This is a genomic window from Methyloceanibacter stevinii (assembly GCF_001723355.1).
Taxonomy (GTDB): Bacteria; Pseudomonadota; Alphaproteobacteria; order Rhizobiales; family Methyloligellaceae; genus Methyloceanibacter; species Methyloceanibacter stevinii.
Map to the genome: position 1 here is coordinate 1 of NZ_LPWE01000002.1, position 20219 is coordinate 20219.

18 protein-coding genes and 1 pseudogene are annotated in these 20219 nt (G+C 64.4%); 9 read left to right on the forward strand and 10 right to left on the reverse strand.

Translation table 11 applies throughout. From position 1 onward, the window contains the following. On the forward strand, nucleotides 1-522 hold a 522-nt coding region (locus tag AUC70_RS00635), incomplete at its 5' end, for a TCP-1/cpn60 chaperonin family protein (RefSeq protein WP_280138186.1). 84 nt (nucleotides 523-606) lie between these two features. Here the strand turns inward: AUC70_RS00635 and AUC70_RS00640 are convergent. The 3 genes from AUC70_RS00640 to AUC70_RS00650 all read right to left on the reverse strand — a co-directional run bounded on the left by AUC70_RS00640 (nucleotide 607) and on the right by AUC70_RS00650 (nucleotide 3012). After that, nucleotides 607-1734, reverse strand: a complete 1128-nt coding sequence (locus tag AUC70_RS00640; RefSeq protein WP_141701869.1) for a CCA tRNA nucleotidyltransferase — start codon at nucleotides 1732-1734, stop codon at nucleotides 607-609. A 195-nt stretch (nucleotides 1735-1929) separates the two neighbouring features. Continuing rightward, nucleotides 1930-2190, reverse strand: a complete 261-nt coding sequence (locus tag AUC70_RS00645) for a DUF6111 family protein (protein WP_069443128.1) — start codon at nucleotides 2188-2190, stop codon at nucleotides 1930-1932. Between the two features lie 279 nt (nucleotides 2191-2469). Beyond that, nucleotides 2470-3012: a DUF1285 domain-containing protein gene (locus AUC70_RS00650; RefSeq protein WP_069443129.1), complete on the reverse strand. Its 543-nt coding sequence runs from the start codon at nucleotides 3010-3012 to the stop codon at nucleotides 2470-2472. 170 nt (nucleotides 3013-3182) lie between these two features. Here AUC70_RS00650 and AUC70_RS00655 point away from each other — a divergent pair, with 170 nt between their 5' ends. The 4 genes and pseudogenes from AUC70_RS00655 to AUC70_RS00670 all read left to right on the forward strand — a co-directional run bounded on the left by AUC70_RS00655 (nucleotide 3183) and on the right by AUC70_RS00670 (nucleotide 10098). After that, complete coding sequence (locus tag AUC70_RS00655; protein ID WP_069443130.1) at nucleotides 3183-4178, forward strand: AAA family ATPase; 996 nt, start codon at nucleotides 3183-3185, stop codon at nucleotides 4176-4178. An 80-nt stretch (nucleotides 4179-4258) separates the two neighbouring features. Further along, nucleotides 4259-5140, forward strand: a pseudogene (locus AUC70_RS00660) (DUF58 domain-containing protein). Then, a complete protein-coding gene (locus AUC70_RS00665; RefSeq protein ID WP_069443132.1) occupies nucleotides 5137-7998 on the forward strand; it encodes a DUF4159 domain-containing protein in 2862 nt (953 codons plus the stop codon). Before AUC70_RS00660 ends, AUC70_RS00665 begins: the two are co-directional and overlap by 4 nt. 3 nt (nucleotides 7999-8001) lie before the next feature. Continuing rightward, a complete protein-coding gene (locus tag AUC70_RS00670; RefSeq protein ID WP_069443133.1) occupies nucleotides 8002-10098 on the forward strand; it encodes a hypothetical protein in 2097 nt (698 codons plus the stop codon). Nucleotides 10099-10113: 15 nt separating this feature from the next. On the opposite strand, the gene AUC70_RS00675 is transcribed toward AUC70_RS00670, so the two are convergent. Then, nucleotides 10114-10614, reverse strand: a complete 501-nt coding sequence (locus AUC70_RS00675; RefSeq protein ID WP_069443134.1) for a GNAT family N-acetyltransferase — start codon at nucleotides 10612-10614, stop codon at nucleotides 10114-10116. Nucleotides 10615-10984: 370 nt separating this feature from the next. Here AUC70_RS00675 and wrbA point away from each other — a divergent pair, with 370 nt between their 5' ends. Beyond that, entirely contained in the window at nucleotides 10985-11602 is a 618-nt protein-coding gene (wrbA, locus tag AUC70_RS00680) for an NAD(P)H:quinone oxidoreductase (protein ID WP_069443135.1), read from the forward strand. A gap of 12 nt (nucleotides 11603-11614) precedes the next feature. Here wrbA and AUC70_RS00685 read toward each other — a convergent pair whose 3' ends face one another. From AUC70_RS00685 to AUC70_RS00695, 3 genes are all read right to left on the reverse strand, one after another. Then, on the reverse strand, nucleotides 11615-12106 hold the full coding sequence (locus AUC70_RS00685) for an NUDIX domain-containing protein (RefSeq protein WP_244505435.1): 492 nt from the start codon (nucleotides 12104-12106) through the stop codon (nucleotides 11615-11617). 34 nt (nucleotides 12107-12140) lie between these two features. Continuing rightward, entirely contained in the window at nucleotides 12141-12653 is a 513-nt protein-coding gene (locus tag AUC70_RS00690) for a hypothetical protein (protein ID WP_083241113.1), read from the reverse strand. A 177-nt stretch (nucleotides 12654-12830) separates the two neighbouring features. Next, nucleotides 12831-13796, reverse strand: coding sequence for a hypothetical protein (locus AUC70_RS00695; protein ID WP_425283573.1), 966 nt, complete (start codon nucleotides 13794-13796; stop codon nucleotides 12831-12833). A gap of 674 nt (nucleotides 13797-14470) precedes the next feature. Between AUC70_RS00695 and AUC70_RS00700 the strand changes: the two genes are divergently transcribed. Continuing rightward, complete coding sequence (locus AUC70_RS00700) at nucleotides 14471-14680, forward strand: hypothetical protein (protein WP_069443138.1); 210 nt, start codon at nucleotides 14471-14473, stop codon at nucleotides 14678-14680. Here the strand turns inward: AUC70_RS00700 and AUC70_RS16940 are convergent. After that, nucleotides 14665-15924 (reverse strand): hypothetical protein, encoded by a 1260-nt coding sequence (locus AUC70_RS16940; protein ID WP_206599282.1) that lies wholly within the window; start codon nucleotides 15922-15924, stop codon nucleotides 14665-14667. The genes AUC70_RS00700 and AUC70_RS16940 overlap by 16 nt on opposite strands. Before the next feature lie 269 nt (nucleotides 15925-16193). Here AUC70_RS16940 and AUC70_RS00710 point away from each other — a divergent pair, with 269 nt between their 5' ends. Next, complete coding sequence (locus AUC70_RS00710) at nucleotides 16194-17174, forward strand: AraC family transcriptional regulator (RefSeq protein ID WP_069443140.1); 981 nt, start codon at nucleotides 16194-16196, stop codon at nucleotides 17172-17174. A gap of 118 nt (nucleotides 17175-17292) precedes the next feature. After that, nucleotides 17293-18204, forward strand: coding sequence for a metallophosphoesterase family protein (locus tag AUC70_RS00715; protein ID WP_083241115.1), 912 nt, complete (start codon nucleotides 17293-17295; stop codon nucleotides 18202-18204). Here the strand turns inward: AUC70_RS00715 and AUC70_RS00720 are convergent. Beyond that, nucleotides 18191-18865 (reverse strand): hypothetical protein, encoded by a 675-nt coding sequence (locus tag AUC70_RS00720; RefSeq protein ID WP_069443142.1) that lies wholly within the window; start codon nucleotides 18863-18865, stop codon nucleotides 18191-18193. The genes AUC70_RS00715 and AUC70_RS00720 overlap by 14 nt on opposite strands. Before the next feature lie 73 nt (nucleotides 18866-18938). Continuing rightward, nucleotides 18939-20162, reverse strand: a complete 1224-nt coding sequence (locus AUC70_RS00725; protein WP_069443143.1) for a hypothetical protein — start codon at nucleotides 20160-20162, stop codon at nucleotides 18939-18941. Nucleotides 20163-20219 lie beyond the last annotated feature (57 nt).

Genomic DNA, 20219 nt, shown 5'->3' on the forward strand with positions numbered 1-20219 from the left:
GCGGTGATCAAGGTCGGCGGCGCCACCGAGATCGAGGTGAAGGAGAAGAAGGACCGTGTCGACGACGCGCTGAACGCGACCCGCGCAGCCGTCGAAGAAGGCATCGTGCCGGGCGGAGGCGTTGCGCTGCTGCGTGCGCTCGACGCCATCGAGTCCCTCCGCGTCAGCAATGACGACCAGAAGGTCGGCATCAACATCGTTCGCCGTGCCCTTCAGGCGCCGCTGCGTCAGATCGCCGAGAATGCCGGTGAAGACGGCGCCGTTGTCGTGGGCAAGATCCTCGACAAGAAGGAGTACAACTTCGGCTACAACGCCGCGACCGGCGAGTACGGCAACCTGGTCAAGGAAGGCGTGATCGACCCGGCGAAGGTCGTACGCACCGCCCTTCAGGACGCCGCCTCCGTGGCCGGCCTGCTCATCACCACCGAGGCGATGGTGGCCGAGATCCCGAAGAAGTCCGCGCCCGCGATGCCTGGTGGCGACATGGGCGGCATGGGCGGTATGGGTGGCATGGGCTTCTAAGCCTACCCCCTTTCCGTCGCGTCCTTTCGGGACGCACCGAGAAACGAGAAAGCCGCGCCTTCGGGCGCGGCTTTTTTCTTGGCGCTATCCGTCTCGGTCCGTGGTCAACTTCCCGGCGAGCGCCAGCAGCCCGTCGCGATCCTCTTCGAACCCACCATCGATCCAGCGCTGCTCCACCGCGCGCAGCATCTCGCCGATCTCGGGGCCGGAGAACGAACCCAGCGCCGTGATGTCCGGTCCGCGCAACGGGAAGACCGGCGCCTTCCAGCGCTCGGCCAGTGTCGCGGCACGGCGCCAATCGGGATCGGTCGCGGGCGCATCGCTGGTCGCCCAGGCCAGCAGCATCCGCGAGGCGTAGTTTTCGGGGCCTAGCCGGTAGAGCTTGCGCTTGGCGGCAGCTTCGCTGGGCAAGTCGTCGTCGAACGGCACACCGGCCAGCGCGAGCAGCGCCTGTTCCGCATTGGAGAGCTTGAAACGGCGCGCGAGCCGCTTGGCGTCCTCGGGAATGAAGACCGCGAGGGCCGCGAGCCGCAGAATGGCGCTGGGCTCGCGATCGAGCGCGGCCTCGATCTCGATGAGACGCGCGAAACGGGACAGGCGCGGCACGGCCCCAAGGATGTCGCAGAGCAGCCCGAAGGCGAACAACACATAGACCGCTTCATACGCGCGCGGCGCGACAAGCAGACGCTTCAGCTCGCTCGCCATGCGTTCCGCCGAGAGCTGGCGCAGACCAGCACGTTCACGCACGCAGGCCGACAAACCCTCCGCATCGAACGCGCCCCGGCCGAAGGACGCGTTGAACCGGAAGAAGCGCAGGATGCGCAAATAGTCTTCCTTGATGCGCAAAACAGCGTCGCCGATGAAGCGCACGCGCCCGGCAACGAGATCCGGATAGCCGCAGAGCGGGTCGAACAGCGTTCCGTCCGCGTCCGCGTAAAGCGCGTTGATCGTGAAGTCACGGCGGGCGGCATCTTCGGCCCAGTCCTCGGTGAAGGCGACCGTGGCATGGCGGCCGAACGTCTCCACGTCGCGCCGCAACGTCGTGACCTCGAAGGAGACGCCGTCGGCGACCACCGTCACCGTCCCATGGGGGAGCCCCGTCGGGATGGCCTTCAGGCCGGCCTTGCGCGCCCGCGCCATGACAGTCTCCGGGTGGAGCGTCGTGGCGAAGTCCACATCGGCGACCGGCAATCCGAGCAGCGCATTGCGCACGGCTCCGCCGACGGCGCGGGTGGCGTCCGTCTCGCCCGAGAGCGCCGCGAGACGCGGCCGGTCTCAGGCCCTGCCAGCCACGCAGCCCCGTCGAGCGAAGGCGGCGGCAGGTCCTGGGGCGCATCTCGCGGTGTGTCGTGTTCGGCCATGGAGGTTGATCCGAATGGCGGTTGGTCCGACAGGACGGGCGAAACGTCAATCGATCCCGCCCGGTTTGATGACGCCGTCTTGCAGAACCGACGGTTGGTAACTGCCTTCGCGATCGCCGCCGGTGAACTCCACCAGCGTGAGCAGCCCGATGAACAGGACGACAAGGCCGGCAAGGATGAGCCAGAGGAACGGCGCGCCGGCCATGGCGCGATTGGGCGCGACGCCCTTCACCCATACCACATAGGCCGCATAGATCAGGAAAGGCAGTAGAAACAACAGGATGTTGATGAGAACAATGCGCAACATCGCGTTCGGCAGTCTCCCCTGATCGGCTTGTTACACGCGGTCTTCTTACGCCGCTTGCGTGGAATCCTATCGCTCGTTCTTTTCCCAGGCCGTGTATGCGGCATGAATAAGCAACGGAAAAAGGACAAACAGAATGTCGATGAGCACTTGCTGCATTAGGCCCGCAGGTCTCCTCAAAAATCGTGGTCCCAGCCAACTGAAATAGGTGGCCAGCATCCAGAGCTTAACTGCGCGACGAGCCGAAATCGAGCGCGCCGTCAATATGTGGTTGCTTGTGCATCACGCGTCCATGGGAAAGGGAAAGAACGCGCCGCAACTCCAGACGCCGGGCCCCTCATCGGTCTCCACGGTCAACTCGGCGAGTTCGTAATAGACCGCGCGCGAGAGCTGGGCCCGCAGCCCGTTCCGCACGTCCACGTAAGGCGCCTGACCGCCTTCCGGCTCGGCGCGAAATCCGATTGCGTGTTCGGGCCCCGCGGTGACTTCGTCGTCCACATTGGTGGTGAAGGTGAGACGCTGGTCGGGCCCTTCTCCGTCCCGCGCCATCGAGACCGCGATGAACGGTTCGCCCTCGACTTCGATGGGCACTTTCTCCACGGGCGTGACGAGGTAGAACCCGTCGTCTTCGCGTCTCAGCACGGTCGAAAACAGCTTCACGAGAGGCTTTCGCCCGATGGGCGAACCCTCGTAGAACCAGGTGCCGTCGCGGGCGATTTTCAGGCCGATATCCCCGCAAACATTAAGCTTTGGCAATGATGCCTCGGCCGGTTTGCCGCCATCACTGGCAGATGCTACGAGTCCTTGGGAGTACTTTTTAGGCATTGTCGTATTGAGCCCAAAACGACCTTGTGTTCGCAAGAAAGAACTTAAGAGACACGAACAAGGGATTGTGATCCGATTGCCGGCCAAAGTGTTCTGCTTCCATACGACTTTAGCCCTATTTTTCCTCCAGCTTGTGGATTCACCCAAACGGAAACGTAGATAAGACAGTCATGACCACACTTGAATCGGAGCCCCAGCTCGTCGACCGCCTCGACGAAATCGGAAGCAAAATCCAGGATGTACGCGAGGCGACCTCGTCCGTCATCTTCGGTCAGGAGCGGGTCATTGACTTGGCGCTGGTGACGCTGCTCTCGGGTGGCCATGCCCTCCTCATCGGCGTGCCGGGCCTTGCCAAGACGAGCCTCGTCGAAACGCTGGGCGCCGTGCTCGGTCTCGAGAACAAGCGCATTCAGTTCACGCCGGACCTGATGCCGTCCGATATCGTCGGTTCCGAAGTGCTGGAAGAAGATTCCAGCGGCAAGCGCGAGTTTCGCTTCGTCAAGGGACCGATCTTCACCCAGCTTCTGATGGCCGACGAAATCAACCGCGCGAGCCCCAAGACGCAGTCGGCTCTGCTGCAGGCCATGCAGGAGCATCACGTGACCATGGCAGGCGTCCGTCATGACGTGCCGTTGCCGTTCCACGTGCTTGCGACCCAGAACCCGCTGGAGCAGGAAGGCACCTATCCGCTCCCCGAAGCCCAGCTCGACCGCTTCCTGCTGCAGATCGACGTGTCCTACCCGGATGCGGAGTCCGAGCGGCGCATGCTCTTCGCCACCACCGGCACCGAGGAGCGCAAGCTCAAGACGATCCTGTCCGCCGAAGAACTGATGGTCGCGCAGCGCCTGGTGCGCCAGCTGCCCGTGGGCGATCAGGTCGTAGACGCGATTCTGAAGCTCGTCCGCTCCGCCCGCCCCGGCACCGGGATCGACCAGACCTTGGACGAGATGATCGCCTGGGGTCCGGGGCCGCGCGCGAGCCAAGCGCTCATGCTGGCCGTCCGCGCCAAGGCCATGATGGAAGGCCGTCTGGCCCCGTCCGTGGACGACGTGATCGACCTCGCCGAACCCGTCCTGAAGCACCGCATGTCGCTGACCTTCGCCGCCCGCGCTGAAGGGATCGAGATGAGCGACATGATGGCAAGGCTCATCGAGCCGCTGAAGTAGGCCTTGCGGTGGCAAACGCACGCGCAGCGCTTCAACCGTTTCTGACGGAAGAGGCCGAAGCCCACGGGCTTGCGGCGCGCATGCCTGCGCTTCTCGTCGAGGCGCGCCGTGTCGCCCACACGGTGACGCACGGCACCCACGGCCGCCGCCAGCCTGGGCCTGGCGAGACCTTCTGGCAGTTCCGGCCTTTCGACACCAACGATTCCGTGGCGGCGATCGACTGGCGCCGTTCGGCAAGCTCCGACCGGCTGTTCGTGCGCGACGCGAATGGGAAGCGGCGCACACGGTGTGGCTCTGGCTCGACCTGTCGCCGTCCATGCGATTCCGGTCGTTCCTGTCGAAGACCTCCAAGGAGAGCCGCGCCGTCGTGCTGGCGCTCGGGCTCACCGAACTATTGGCGCGCGCCGGAGAGCGCATCGGCCTCATGGGCCCGCGCACCGTCCTCGGGCCGGTTTGCGAGCCGCAAGGTGGCGGAGGTCCTACTCAGCGAAACGGCAGACGGCAGCCTGCCACCACCCGCGCGCCTGAACCGCTTTTCCGAGTGTGTTCTGTTTTCCGATTTCCTCGAGCCGATCGACCAGATGGTCGAACGCTTCCACCAGATCGCCAGCCAAGGCGTGCGCGGCCATCTGGTTCAGATCCTCGACCCCGCCGAAGAGACCCTGCCCTATTCGGGGCGGACGGAGTTCGAAGCCTCCGAAGGCGGCGCGACCATGATCGCGGGCCGTGCCGAAGATCTTCGCGAGAAGTATCAGAAACGGATCGAGCGCCATCGCCTCGACTTGCAGGAGGTCGCCCGTCAACTCGGCTGGTCGTTCGTCGTGCACCATACCGACCGGCCCGCCGAAGAAGTGTTGCTGGCCATCCATGGTCAACTCGCAGGCCAGGATCGCGACTACCGCTATCGCGCGGCACGTGGCACGGCTGAGCCGGCGCCGGCCGCTAAGGGAGCCGGCTCATGATGACGCTCGGCCCCATCGGCTTCATGCAGCCTTGGATCCTGCTGGCCCTGGCGGCGCTGCCCGCCATCTGGTGGTTGCTGCGCTTCACGCCACCGAGCCCGAAGGTGGTCGAGTTTCCACCCACCCGCCTGCTCGCCGAGCTGAAGCCCACCGAGGAGACGCCGGCCCGTAGTCCCTGGTGGCTGACCCTGATGCGCATGCTGCTGGCCGCATTGCTGATCCTCGCTCTCGCGCGGCCCGTCATCAATCCGGACGAGGGCCGCTTCACCGGCGAAGGCACCATGCTCCTCGTGGTCGACAATGGCTGGGCCTCGGCTGCGTATTGGAATGCAAGGCGCGAGGCTATCGAGGCCGCGATCGACCGCGCCGACCGGGGCGACCGCAACGTGCTGATCGTGCCGACGGCCGCCACCGACGAGATCGGCGAGGCGCTGCCTGCCGACGCCGTCCGCGAGCGCATTGCCGGGCTCATGCCCCAGCCGTTCGCGCCGGATCGCGAAGCCGTCACCGCGACGATGAAGGAAGCGCTCAAGGAAACCTCCGGCTACAGCGTGATTTGGCTGAGCGACGGCTTGGACTATGGCCATGCCGAGGACTTTGCATCCTGCTCGGCACGCTCGCCGACGGCGGCAGCCCAGTCCAACCCGGCCCGCTGGAGACCCCGCTGGGCGTCGGGCATGCCCGCGCCGAAGGCGGCACGCTCGCCGGCCGGGTCGTCGCTGGAGCCGAGGGTCCGATCTCCGGGAACCATCCGGGCTGTGACGGCACGGGGCGAACCGCTGGGCGAAGCGCCCTTCAGGATCAAGCGCGGCGAGACCGAAGCCATCGCCCCCTTCGACCTGCCGCTCGAAATCCGCAATCAGGTCGCGCGCCTGCAGATCAAAGGGCAGCGCTCCGCGAGCGCCGTGCATCTCCTGGACGCGCAATCCCAATGGCATCGCGTCGGCATCGTTTCGGGTGAATCGCAAGAGGAAGCCCAGCCGCTCCTGTCGCCGCTCTATTATGTGGAGCGGGCGCTGTCGCCCTACGCGGACGTGCTCATTCCGACCGAAGCCAACGTCGCCACCGCCATCAACGACCTGATCGACAAACAGCGCGTCTCCACCATCGTGCTGGCCGATATCGGGCGGCTCACGCCGGCGACCCAGGAGGAGCTGGAAGCCTGGCTCGATAAGGGTGGTGTCCTGATTCGCTTTGCCGGCCCGCGTCTCGAGCAAGGCGGCGACGAGCTCTTGCCCGTCGCGCTGCGCCGCGGCGGCCGGTCGCTCGGCGGCGCCTTGTCCTGGGGTACGCCGCAACCTCTCTCGCCTTTCGAGGACAAGAGCCCGTTCTACGGCCTCGACGTGCCTGAAGACATCCGGGTGAATCGCCAAGTCCTCGCCGACCCCGCCGTCACCATGGACGCGGAGATCTGGGCGACCCTCACCGACGGCACGCCACTCGTCACCGCGAAACGCCAAGGCGACGGCTGGGTCGTCCTGTTCCACGTCACCGCAAACTCCGACTGGTCGAACCTGCCGCTGTCGGGCCTGTTCGTGCAGATGCTGCGTCAGACGATGGCGCTCGGGCCGAGCCAGATCCTTTCCTCGGCCGATGAGGGCGACGGAACCGCCGATGCCGCCGCGGACACGCCGCGCCGTGCCGCAACGACGGCGCTCGCACCGGTTCAGACCCTCGACGGCTTCGGCCAGCTCGTGCCGCCGCCTCTTAACGCCGCTCCCATTACGCCCGATCAATTCGCCAAGACGGTCGCCGGTCCCGATCACCCGCCGGGCTATTACGGTCCCTCCGGCCAGGCCCGCGCGCTGAACATCGTCAAGACCGACACAAAACTCGTACCCCTTCCGGATGTAGCAGGCGCGAGTACGGTCGGCTTCTACACATTGAAGAAGCCGTTCGCCCTGGAGCCGTGGCTTTATCTGGCGGCGCTCGGCCTTTTCGCGCTCGATATTCTGGCGGTCCTCGCCCTGAGCACGGGCCTCGGCTTCCGCAGGCCGCACCGGGCCACGGCTGCAATGGTGTTTGCGATGCTGCTCGCCGCGGCCGCCACGGCGCCTCATACCGCACAAGCGGCGGACACCGACACCGTCGAAACGGCAGCCAAGTCCGACGCGGACGCGGAGGAGTTTGCGCTCAACGCAACGCTCAAGACTCGCCTCGCCTATGTCCTGACTGGCGACAGCCGGATCGACCGCACCAGCCAGGACGGCCTCTTGGGTCTCAGCAAAGTCCTTGGCGCCCGCACCGCGCTTGAGCCCGGCGCACCGATGGGCGTCGACATCGAAACCGACGATTTGTCGTTCTTCCCGGTTCTGTACTGGCCGGTGCGCGAGGATGCCGAACCGTTGTCGGACGAGACACTCGCCAAGGTCGATGCCTACATGAAGCAAGGCGGCATGATCGTCTTCGACACGCGCGACCAGGAACGCGTCGCCTATGGCGGGAGCCAGGGCAAGGCGCTGACCCGCCTGATCGGCCGGCTCGATCTTCCGGCTCTCGAGCCCGTTCCCGGCAACCATGTGCTCACCCGATCGTTCTATCTGATGAACAGCTTCCCGGGCCGCTGGGACGGCGGGTCGCTCTGGGTCGAGGCGGAACCGGCCAACGAGGCGGAACGCAACGCCCGGGCGCGGCGCACGGACGGCGTGAGCTCCGTCGTGGTCACGTCCAACGATTTCGCCAGCGCCTGGGCGCTGGATGACAGCAACCGCCCGCTCTACCCGGTGGTGCCCGGCGGTGAGCTGCAGCGCGAGATGTCGTTCCGCGCTGGCGTCAATCTCGTCATGTACGCCCTCACCGGCAATTACAAGGCGGACCAGGTCCATGTGCCTGCGCTGCTGGAAAGGCTGGGGCAGTAGACGATGAACTGGTCCATCACCTTCGTCCCCTTCGTGCCGTGGCCGGCCATTTGGATCATCGCCGGCATTGGCGCCGTGCTGTTGGTGCTTCTGTTCTGGCGCGCGCGGCGGGGCGCCGTTCTCCGGCTTCTCACCTTTGCCGCGTTGCTGCTGGCGCTCGCCAATCCGCACCTGAAGCGCGAAGACCGCGAGCCGCTCAACGATATCGTCACCGTAGTGGTGGACGACAGTCAGAGCCAGACGCTTGCCGGCCGCACGGCCCGCACCGCCGAGCTTCGTAACGCGCTCGAGGAACGGCTCAAGGAAGTGCCGGATCTCGAGACCCGCGTCGTGCGCTCCGGCTCGTCCACCGACGAACCCGACCGCGACGGGACAATGCTCTTCACCGATCTCGGCCAAGCCCTCGCGGACGTGCCGCCGGACCGGCTGGCAGGCGTCATCATGATTACGGACGGTCAGGTTCACGACGTGCCCGAGAAGGTCGCCGCGCTCGGCTTCGATGCGCCCGTACACGCACTTCTGACCGGCAAGGACGACGAGTTTGACCGCCGTCTCGAGGTCATCGCAGCGCCCCGCTTCGGCATCGTCGGCAGCACGCAGACTGTCGAGGTCAAGGTGAGCGAGTCCAAACCTCGCGAGGACGACATCACCACGCTGACAATCACCCAGCAGGGCAAGGAGCCCGAGAAGGAGATCGTGCGCATCGGCACCCCGGTCGAGATCCCGGTCGATATCAAGCATGCCGGCCCCAACATCGTGGAGATCAAGGTCGACGGCGCTGACGGGGAACTGACCGAAATCAACAACCGCGTCCTGCTGCCGATCGAAGGCGTGCGCGAAAACCTCCGTGTGCTGCTGGTCTCCGGCGAACCCCATGCGGGCGAGCGCACCTGGCGCAACATGTTGAAGTCCGATGCGTCGGTCGATCTCGTCCATTTCACGATCCTGCGGCCGCCGGAAAAGCAAGACGGCACGCCGATCAATCAGCTCTCGCTGATCGCTTTCCCGACGCGTGAGCTGTTCCAAGAGAAGCTCGATCAGTTCGATCTCATCATCTTCGACCGCTATCAGCGGCGCGGTGTGCTGCCGCTGCTCTATCTCGAGAACGTCGCTCGTTATGTGGAACGCGGCGGCGCGGTGCTGGTCTCCTCGGGAGACGACTACGCCTCGCCCTTAAGCCTCTATCGCACTCCACTTGGGTCGATATTACCCGCGGCTCCGTCTGGACGCGTGGTGGAGCGGCCCTACCGCCCGGCCCTGTCCGAATTTGGCGCCAAGCACCCGGTCACTGGCGACCTTGCCGGCGCGCGCGGTGGCGGCGAGGACGGCAGCAAGCCGACTTGGGGCCGCTGGTTCCGCGTGGTCGACGTCTCGCCACGCGACGCGGAAGTCTTGATGACGGGCGCCGACGACAGGCCGCTTCTGGTGATCGGCGAGCGCGGCAAGGGCCGCGTCGCGGTGCTCCTGTCCGACCAGGCCTGGCTCTGGGCGCGCGGCTATGACGGCGGCGGTCCCTATTCGGACCTGCTGCGGCGGCTTGCGCACTGGCTGATGAAAGAGCCGGAGCTTGAGGAAGAGACCCTTCGGGCTTCCTCCAAGGGGCAAAGCCTCATCATCGAACGCCGCTCGATCGAAGACGAGATCGATCCGGTCACCGTGACCACGCCGTCCGGCGAAGAGATGACCGTTACGCTCGACAAGGGCGAACGCGGCATCTGGCGCAAGGTGATCCAGGTCGACGAACACGGCGTCTATCGCATCGCATCCGGCGAACTTGCGAGCCTCGCCACGGTCGGCAAGGCCAATACGCGCGAGTTCGCCGCCGTGACGGCCTCGACCGAACCTCTCGCACCGGTCCTCGAAGGCACGGGCGGCGGCGCGTTCTGGATGGGCCGCGAAGAAGGTGCCAATGAGACCTTGCCGCGCCTTGCCATGATCCGCAGCGGACGCGTGATGCACGGTGCCGACTGGCTTGGCCTGCACAAGCGAGACGCCTACCACGTCAAGGGCGTGCGCCTGTTCCCGCTGTTCAGCGGGTTCCTGGCGCTGGCCCTCCTGCTCGGCCTGTTGGCCGCCGCCTGGTATCGCGAAGGCCGTTAGAAACAGCGCAAAGGCTTAAGCCGCGTAGGCGCGGACTTGGCCGCCCACGCCTTCCAACGCGCCCTCGGCAAGTTCGACGCCCAAGAGCCGCGCCGGATCGACCGGCCCCGGCAGCGTGATCGCACCGTGTGCGGACGGCTTGAACCCGAAGCGCCCGTAATAGGGCATGTCGCCGACCAGCAGCACGAAGCCGAAGCCTGCCGCGCGCGACCGGTTCAGCCCTTCCTCCAGAAGCGCTTTGCCGCAGCCTTTCCCAGCCAAGCTCGGATCGACCACGAGCGGACCGAGCAACAGCCCGCTGTCCCGGTCACCGACCCGGATGGCCGTAAACCGGACGCCGCCAACGATCCGGCCTTCCGACCAGGCCGTCAGGCTGAGCTCGGACACCGGCGGGACGCCCTCGCGCACGCGATAGGCGCTGCGCGCGAAGCGGCCCGGCCCGAAGGCGGTCGCGGAAAGAGCGTTGATCGCCGGGATGTCGGCGGGTGTTTCGGGGCGAATTTCAAAGGTCATCATAGAGTCGGCACCAAAGGAAAGAGGCGAAGGGACACTCCCTACCGGGCGCCAAACGTGACCAACTGATTGTGTGTGGGTACGGACGAGGCGGCGGCGAGGATCAAGCGTTCCGCGGAAAGCGGACGCGTGCTCGTCGTCGCTGAAGTGACTTTATGGTGTCGGTCGTCCAGATCATGGGCGCTGCCAATATCATGGACGGGCGCCCCAGGTCCAGCGCCCATTGCGGGCTCGGGGTACAGGGGTAAGTTTACGAAGCCCTACAAGTTCACTAAGTGTTATCGCCTCACATTATAGTGTTGGAATTGCTAGACTTCGGTTCTGGCAATGCCGGGGCGCCGAGGCTCGCCCCGATGGTTCAGCGGGGTTATTCATGGCAGACAAGGCGAAGCTGCTCGTTCTCTATCATTCCTCCTATGGGCACGTGGAGACGCTTGCCTACGCGATGGCGCACGGCGTTCGCGCGGTGGAGGATATTCGGGTCACGGTCAAACGCGTGCCCGAGCTGATGCCGGACGACGTGATGTCCGCCGCCGGCATGAAGGTCGAACAACCGGCCCCGATCGCCGAGCCGGGCGAACTCGCCGAGTACGACGGCATCATCATCGGAACGCCGACCCGCTTCGGCAACATGTCGTCGCAGATGCGCTACTTCCTCGATCAGACCGGACCGCTCTGGGCGGCCGGGGCGCTGATCGGCAAGGTGGGCAGCGTCTTCACCTCCACGTCCACGGGCGGCGGCAACGAAACGACGATCGTGTCCGTGTATAACACCCTGATCCACCACGGCATGGTGGTCGTGGGGCTGCCCTATTCCGCGCCCGACCTGACGGATATCAGCGAGGTTCGTGGTGGCTCTCCGTACGGCGCAAGCACGATCGCCGCACCGGACGGCTCCCGCACGCCCTCGCAGAAGGAGCTGAACCTCGCGAGCTTCCAGGGTCACCACGTCGCGAAGATCACCAAGAAACTGATGACGGGCGACGAATAGCGAACGCTTCGCTTAGCCGGACCATTTGGGGCTGACCGGCGCGCCATCGAATATCTCCGCAAGCCGGCGGCTCGTGCCCGGGTCGAGTGGCTCGGGCAGATCGTCCAGGGCGAACATCCCTGTCTGCGCGATCTCGCCCATCTGCCGGTAATCCCCATCGCGCGTCCATTGCCGCACCACGTAGAGGGCGATGTGGTCGCCGGGAAAATTGGCGCTGTTGGAGTACATGGCATAGAGCGCCGGTGGACCGGTCAGGGTGACGCCGACCTCCTCTTCGAGCTCGCGCGCCAGGGCCTCTTCCAGGGTCTCGCCCCATTCCACCCCGCCGCCGGGGAAGAACCAGCCCGCCCGATAGCTATGCCGCACGAGAAGAATGCGGCCTGCCTCGTCGATCACGGCGCCCTGGGACCCGAGCGTCATACCCCGGCGCATGCGCCAGATTGGCCGGATGGCGGCCGTCACGACCCGGGACAGGCGACTGCTGCGTGGTACTTTGGTGCTCAAGCGAGAAACCTCCTTGCACCGTTCTCGGCACTTCCTACTCTTGCATGGCCTCGCCCGCGCCTGATGCTTCAGCGCTCGGCGCCGCGTGTTGCGCGGTCCCCGGCTGCACGGAAATCCCAAACAGACGCCATTGGCCATTCACCGCCTGGTAGAGCAGCTCAAAATTGATCTGCATGGGCTCCCCCGGGAAATACCCCTTTAGGTGCAGCATACCCTTTTCCTGATCGAGTACAGGCTGTTGCGCAAGTTGCGGCGCGACCACGGCCACCGCGGAAAGGTCGACCTTTTGGATGACGAGGTTTGAAAATATCTGCGAGAGCTTCGCCGCACTATTCGCGTCGCGGAAGCCGGGAGCACCGATATCGCGCAACACGGTGTAATTGCCGGTCTGCAACGCCCCATTGAGGGTGATGAGACTGTTCCTCACCAAAATCACGATCTTCTCGGCGCTGGGCATGGCCACAGTTTGCTGCGCGACCTGAACCTCAACCTCGCTTTGGGCAAAAGCCAGTCCAGCTGAGAATACAAGAAGACAGAGACCCAACACAAAAGACAGGCGCTTCTCTATCTCCCGATTTTGCCACGGTATTCGACGGTCTGACGGGACAGCCTCCTCAAAGGATAGGACCCGTCCCGCCTCAGCTCGCCTGCGAGGCCTGAAAGTTGATAACCAGCACACGGAAGCTCCGGCACGCGGTGAGAAGAGTCGACTACCAGCCGAAAGTCACACCTGCGCGCCCGGCAACCTCACCCTCATTCGTGCGACGCCGATGCCCGCATCCGCAATCAGTGTGCCGGAGCCAGAATGCAGTAGATCCCTTGCGAGCACTCCTGCCGCCGTAAGACTCACGGCGCTCGCATCGTCGTAGCCACCCCAGCCCGCGCGCATGGCAAAGGTCTGCCCCGGTAGAATGATGGGCTGCGCGAGCGAGGCCACGGATGCAAGCCCCTCGGTAAGGGCCCTATCGCGCTGGCCCAATTTGTCGATTTCCGACTGCAGTCCCGCAATGTCGGAAGTCGAAGCAAGACCCAACGCCGCAGGCGTGTACGCCGCAAGGTCCCCATTCGCATTCGATGTGACTATGTGCGTTGGGCTGCCCTGCGCTACCTTGCTGCGCCGCGAAGTGACGCCCGGCATCGTGTAGGTGTTGGATGATGTTCCAAAGACCTGCTGGTTGGCGCGTGTCGCCTTGGCATTGTTGCCGAAGGCGGCCGAATTCTCATAGGTCGCGCTGCTGTTAGGCCCAATCGCCGTGCTGTTCGCGCCAGTGGCCACAGAATTCGTACCCATGGCGATGGAGTTTGCGCCGCTCGACTGGGGATTGATTCCGACAGAGATCGACCCGGTCGCGGGGTCCACCTTAAAATACTGGCTAGAGTCCGCGATGCTCGCGACCAGCTGATTCGTTTGATAGAGCTGGCTGCCGTTCACCGCGTCAGTGCTCGATGCCGAAAGCGTCCCTTCATCGAGATTGACGATGCGCCGCTGATTGGTGGACGACCCCACCGACACGGTATTGGCAATGTCGGCTGTAGAGTTGAACCCGAGCGCCACGGAATTCGTCGCCGTTGCTTGCGCGCTAGCGCCAAAAGCGGCAGCATTGGTCTGGCTGGCCCGGCTGTTCTTCCCAACCGCCACACTGGCTTCGCCGCTTGCATTGCTGCCGGTGGCGACGGCCGCGCTGTAGATGCCGGTCGCGGCGGCGCCGGGACCGAGAGCCGCGCTGTCCGAGCCGCTCGCGTTGGAACCGGTACCAAAGGCTGCACTGCTTTGGCGCCCGCCGTACTTCCCAGGCCAAAGGCGGAGCTGTTATTGCCGCTCGCCGTGCTATTCACGCCATAGGCAGCGCCGTAATTGCCCGCGGAACTGTTGCTGCCATAGGCCGAGGCGGAGTTGCCGGCCGCGCTGGCGCCCTGTCCGCACGCCGTGGCGGTTGCGTCGCCGGTGTCGTCGCCTGCAGGATTGGCCCCTGCACCGCCGTTCGAGCACTCGACCGCGTGGGCTCTGTCCGGCACGACCATGGCACCGGCTGCAATCGTCAGCAACGCCCAAGCGAAAATCTTTGAAATGCTAGCCACAAGCGTCCCCCCCCATGCCCGCGCTTGGCGCGGTAGGATTTTTGTCAGCGAAGTCGCCGCAGACTAAGGAACGCGATTGCGTGACATCGAACCCGAGTGATTCGTAATTTCCACCATGCGATTCAAGATTGCAAGGCAAGTGCACTACCAACTTGCGGCAGTCGGATTGCCAAGGGGTACGTGACACGAAACTCGAGGGTTAGAACCTGGGCCGGCAACCGGCTCAAGGTGCCTGAAGTCCCGTTGTTCCCTGAATGATTTCATCAGGCTAGGATCTTGCCCCCCGTGGAAGTTGAAAAGGTTCAAATTGTGCACGTGTTCACGCTCGCCCATATGTCCGACATTCATCTCGGCCCCTTGCCGAAGGTGAAGAAGCACCAGCTCTTGTCCAAGCGTCTGCTTGGCTACGTGAACTGGCACCGCGGGCGGAAGTTCGTGCACCGGCGCGACATCCTGGACCTGCTCACACGCGATCGCGTTCAATGGGTCCACTGAAGACCGACTCGGCCGCCGTAAACATCATCACCCCTACCGTTGTCCAGGCCGATGCCGAAACCGCCGGAGATCGCCACCCGGTCTCCCTTGGCCACGAAGTCGGTGCCAAGCACGCCCATCAGCGACATGCCGATCGCGTTCGCGTTCTCGAAAGCACCCCAGTTCGCCGCCACACCGAATCGCTCATTGCCGGTCAAATCCGGATTTTCGATGGACATCGCCAGCGCGACGCCCGCGATAGCCTCGTCCGTCCGCGCGCCGACCTTGTTGATGCGTGTATTCAGCGCATCAACCTCAGCACCTGTCGCAAGACCCAGCTCGGAGAAGGTGTAGGCAGCCAGATCGCCGCTACCGTTGGAGGTCACCACATGCGTCGGACTGCCTTGCGCCGACTTGCTGTGGCTCGAGGTGAGGCCGGGCATTGTGTAGCTGTTCGACGATGTGCCGAACACTTGCTGGCGCGCCCGCGTCGCGGTAGCGCCCGCACCGAATGCCGCCGAGTTGGCATAGGCCGCGCTCGCGTGCGGGCCGATAGCGGTGCTGTTGGAGCCGGTGGCAGACGCAAAGTCACCAAAGGCCGCACCGCCATTCGATGCGGTGGCGGCGTTGCCGACTGCGACGGAGCCCGTGGCCACCGCATTCGAGCCGATGGCGATGGCGTTGGCGCCCGTCGCTTGGCTGTCCATGCCGATCGCCGTAGCGCCGTTTGCGCTGGCCAGCGAACGGGTACCGATGGCAACCGTATTGGAGGCAGTAATGTTGCTCCCCGCCGCATGACCCATGGCGACATTATCGTTGCCGGTCACGGATTGGCCGGCAGCGAAACCAAAGGCCGCGTTGTCGTTGCCCGTGACCTCCGATCCGCTGAGGGTGCCGCTCCACGTATTGCGGTCGCCCTTCGCAAGCTGCCCACTACTCGCGCCGATCAGCGTATTATGGTCTCCCTCCGAGAGCGTGCCGGCCGATGTACCTATTGCCGTATTGCCCCCAAATGCAGCGGCAAGACCGCCAGCGAATGTGCCGATAGTGGTAGAGTTGAAACCTGGCGCGATTGCGCCTTTGCCAACTGCCAGCGAACCCACACCAGACGCGAACGCTTCGCAATCGGGATCGGAAAGCGCAGTCCCAACTCCGCCAGGACCCGACACGCAGCCTGCGACAGCTGGGGAGCTCCAAACAGCGAGAAGACCCATCGCAACGGCGACAGCGAGCGCCCCACGGGGCACCACGAGAGCCATTCGCATGGGATCCTTCGGATTGACAATCATAGGATGGGTCCGTCTGTGCTCTGTTTCGCCGTGTGCCCGGCTCACTGGAATCTCCGATCGGTCCATCTCGCCCTGAAGGCGCCCTCCCGTCTTGTCCTCGTCACTGTTGGAATTGAACATTTCCCGGCCAAGGACATTTCTCGCCCCTTGTTGCCGCCAAGCCACATCGAAAAGTCTAGGTGGCCGACCCGCGCCGTCCTATCTTTGCCTGCACGGCTCCAGGCCGCAGGGGAAGTTCCGGCTCAATGAAAAGGCTCGTTTTCTCCTCGGGGGATCTTCCCGACGAACTCGACGACCGCACCCGGTTCAATCGTTGGCGCGAAATCTTCGCTTGGCGCTACGGTTCCGCGGACTTCACCCGGCTTGCAGATCAGCCATTCAAAGCCCGATCCGAGTTCTTGCAGATTAGTTCGCTTGGGCTTGTGCGATCAGAATCGACCGTGCAGCGGTTCAGACGTACGGCGCAACAAGCTGTCGACGGCTCCGGCGCGTATTTGATTGCCTTCAACAACGGCATGTCATCTACGACGGTCAAGCAACAGGGCCGGGAACAGGTCTACGCTCCGCAGCAGATGTGGCTCGGGTGTACCGCCGACACGATCGACGTTGGGAATAAGACTGGAACCAAATGGGTTACCCTTATTGTCCCGGCCACACCCCTGCTTCAACTGGTCCCCCGCGCCGAAGACATGGTTGCCAAACCGATCGACGCCACGCGCCCGGCCGTCCGTCATCTACGGCGCTATATGGAATTCCTTCTGACGGCCGACGAGTTTGGGGACGACAATGGTTTGAGCGGTCGCCTGGACGCCATGCTTATGGATCTTGTCGCTCTATCGCTCGGCGCCAATATGGACGTCGCGGAGATCGCCGAAGGACGAGGACTTCGTGCCGCGCGCACGCGCGAAATAGTTGGAAGGATCCAAGAGGGCTTCTCAAACCCGACGTTTTCAGCCCACGTCGTCGGCCGGATACTTGGCCTGTCAGCTCGCTATGTTCAGGAACTGGTGCAGGAGACGGGTCTTGGGTTTACGGCAAGAGTCCTCGAACTGCGCCTCCTGAAGGCACGCGCGATGCTCGCGGACCCTGTGCATGACAGGCTCAAGATCAGCGATTTGGCCTTCACCTGCGGATTCAACGAAGTGTCCTACTTCAACCGCTGCTTCCGTAGACGCTTCGGTGCGTCGCCGACCGAGTTCCGCCACAGCACGCGCACCGAGATCTGACGTACGGCCGCCGGGCGAGCCTCCTGTCCAAGGAGATTGACTGAGGCGTTTTCAGCACCGCCGCGCCGGGTTAGTGTGCCCATGCCGTTTCCCCCCAGGATAGTCTTTCGCCCAGCCAGTGTTCACTCTCGCCCATATGTCGGACATTCATCTCGGCCCCTTGCCGAAGGTGAAGGGTCGCCAGCTCTTGTCCAAGCGTCTGCTTGGCTACGTGAACTGGCACCGCGGGCGGAAGTTCGTGCACCGGCGCGACATCCTGGACCTGCTCACGAACGATCTGAAGGCGCGCGGCCCCGACCACATCGCCGTCACCGGCGATCTCACCAATCTGGGACTTCCCCAGGAGTTCCCGCTCACGGCAGAGTGGCTGCGCAATCTCGGGTCCCCGGACGCCGTCACGGTCATTCCGGGCAATCACGATGCCTATGTGCGCGTGGATCCCGACAAGGCCACGGCTCATTGGCGTCCCTTCATGGAAGGGAACGAACCGGGCCAAGCGCTCTATGAGCAGGTTCCAGGCGAGTTTCCCTTCGTGCGCCGATTCGGCGACATCGCGCTCATCGGCCTGTCCTCCGCCATTCCGACCGCGCCTTTCATTGCGGCCGGACGCTTGGGCACCGAGCAGCGCCGTGCGTTGGGCGATATCCTCGATAGGATGGGACGCGACGGGCTGTTCCGCGTCGTGCTGATCCACCATCCGCCCCTGCCGGGCCAAGCGGGCTGGCGGCGCGCCTTGCGCGACGCGGCCGAAGTCAGGGATATTTTGCGGGATCATGGCGCGGAACTCGTCCTGCACGGACACAACCACGAACAGAGCCTCGTCGAATTCGAAACGGTCAGCGGCCCGGCGGTCGTCGTGGGCGCTCCGTCCGCATCGGAAGCCGTCGATGGCCGCATCCCTGCCGCCCGCTACAACGAATACGCCATCGAGCGGGCCGGAAACGGCTGGCGGGTGGAGATGACGGGCCGTGCCGCCACGCGCGAAGGTGAGGTTCAGGAGTCCGAAAAGCGGGTGATCAGGTCACGCTGAGCCAAACCGCGGCGAACAGACCCACAGCGCCGGTCAGCAGGCCGACGATGAAGCTCATGACCACCATGCGCGTGTTGACGCGGGGCCGTTCCTCCTCCGGCACGGACCGGGACCGGACACCGGCGTGGGTCAAGCCCGCCTCCGTGCGTTCCCGCTGCACGATCTGAGCCGCCACATAGTCGGTAATCCGGTCTGCCGTCTCGGCGACGTTGGTCGAACGGAACAAGGTCCGCCGCCCGTTCTCGCTATTGCGCATGAAGAGATAGGCATTCGCGCCGTCTTCGACTGTCACGTAGGTGAAGAGATCGATCCAAAGCCGGGCCGGACGGCTCGGCACCAGCGCCAGGTTGAACCGGTCGTCGTGGTTCGGAATCTCGGCGAAGACCGCTTCCAACTCCGCTTTCAGCAGATCCAGACGCGCAAGCTCACCGTCTCGTTGGTCGGCGGCCTCATCGAGCCGTTCGGCCTCCTCGAGCCTTGCCTTGCGGATAGCGTCACGCAAAGACCGGCTTCCGGCCGGATGCTTGATCGCTTTGGCGCTGTGGTCCATCGCCGAAATGTCCTTCTCTTCGTTCGTACCGTCGTCTCCGGAACGTGGGAGCAATCCCAGGCCGGTGTCCGGGTCGTCAGGGGCCGTGTCGCCGGCAGACGACCGCTGCACCGTGAGCCAGCTGGACGGCGCGCGTCGACGGCGCGCCGGACCCGACTCGAACGCATACGCTTCTGAGGTACGCCTACTTGTTTGCGAGGACAACCGACGCTCTCGCATCATCGAACCATCTGTCGATGGCATCGTCGACGCTCTTGTCGAGGCCCAACTGCCAAGCGGCGATCGTGGCGTCGAGCGCTTCTTCATTGGCGGCGACAAAGCTCTCGCGGTTGATCGCCTCGCTCGCCTCGTTGACGAAGTAGTCGATGGCGATGCCGATCGCGACGCCGAGCGCCGCACCGATCACCTGACCGCCCACGGGCTCGACAACCGTTCCGACCGCCGCGCCCTGGAGCGCGGGACCCGCACGCGTGGCAAGCGACGTGGCCATACGCGTGGACATCTGACCGAAACTGCGCGCCGCAATGGCGTTGATCGCGCGGCCGAGCGTCAGTGCACCGACCGTGCCGCCCGCCGCGGCTGCACCGACGCCCACGACGCCGTCATAGGCGCGGTCTTCCATCAGATAGGTCGGTGCTTTCCACTTCTGCGCATCCCAGTCGAGCTTGACGTTCGTCATGGAGGTCGTCTTGGGGATGTCCTCCATATTGCTCGTGTTCTTTGCGAGAAAGAGCTGGAGCCGCATATCGGTGTTGGCGATCACACGCCGGTAGCTGTCGTGCGCATGCCGGACGGCCTGCTCTACGCCCTTGGTGATGACTTGGTCGCGCACCTCGGGCTTCAAGACCTGGTCCGTGTAGTTCTCGAGGAAGTACTCCTCGACATCGGCTTTGATCGCCTCACTCAAGGACTCGTACTTGCCGGTCTCGAAAAACCGGCTGACCGCCGACGCCACCGTCTCCTTCAAGACGATGTAGGAGCGCTTCCACGCGAAGAACCAGTCGGCATAGTCCTCGATGGCCTCGTCGCGGTCCTGGAAGGCAAGGGCGAAGCTGCGCGAGAGATCTTCGTGGGCCGCCCGCTTGATCCTTGCACGCTCCTCGTCGAGCATCAGGATCGTGTCGTTGACGAACTTGTCGGCTTCCGACTGACCCACAACCAGCTTGTGCAGATTGCCGTCGACGTCCTTGACCACGAGATCGACCGCGTCGGGCGGCAGGGTCTTCGCCGGCTTGAAGATGTCGAAGAGGCTCCCGTCGGGATGGACGGCGGCCGTGTGATCCAGATGGCGGTAGTAACTGCGGTAGAACGTGGTCCCCAAGGACAGCACCGCATAGGCGATCAGGATCAGACCGATCGCGATGCCGATGGGCTTCAGGAACATGCCGAGCGGACCCGTCTTCACCACCTTCTGCTTGATGGGGCGCAGCTTGGTCGAGGCTCCCGCTTCTCGGCGGGAGTAGTC

Excerpts from the sequence above, each read along its gene's own strand:
- AUC70_RS00670 (WP_069443133.1), top strand. The coding sequence starts at position 8,002 with ATGAACTGGTCCATCACCTTCGTCCCCTTCGTGCCGTGGCCGGCCATT.
- AUC70_RS00650 (WP_069443129.1), bottom strand. The coding sequence starts at position 3,012 with ATGCCTAAAAAGTACTCCCAAGGACTCGTAGCATCTGCCAGTGATGGC.
- AUC70_RS00655 (WP_069443130.1), top strand. The coding sequence starts at position 3,183 with ATGACCACACTTGAATCGGAGCCCCAGCTCGTCGACCGCCTCGACGAA.
- AUC70_RS00710 (WP_069443140.1), top strand. The coding sequence starts at position 16,194 with ATGAAAAGGCTCGTTTTCTCCTCGGGGGATCTTCCCGACGAACTCGAC.
- AUC70_RS00675 (WP_069443134.1), bottom strand. The coding sequence starts at position 10,614 with ATGATGACCTTTGAAATTCGCCCCGAAACACCCGCCGACATCCCGGCG.
- AUC70_RS00665 (WP_069443132.1), top strand. The coding sequence starts at position 5,137 with ATGATGACGCTCGGCCCCATCGGCTTCATGCAGCCTTGGATCCTGCTG.
- AUC70_RS00645 (WP_069443128.1), bottom strand. The coding sequence starts at position 2,190 with ATGTTGCGCATTGTTCTCATCAACATCCTGTTGTTTCTACTGCCTTTC.
- wrbA (WP_069443135.1), top strand. The coding sequence starts at position 10,985 with ATGGCAGACAAGGCGAAGCTGCTCGTTCTCTATCATTCCTCCTATGGG.
- AUC70_RS16940 (WP_206599282.1), bottom strand. The coding sequence starts at position 15,924 with ATGCGAATGGCTCTCGTGGTGCCCCGTGGGGCGCTCGCTGTCGCCGTT.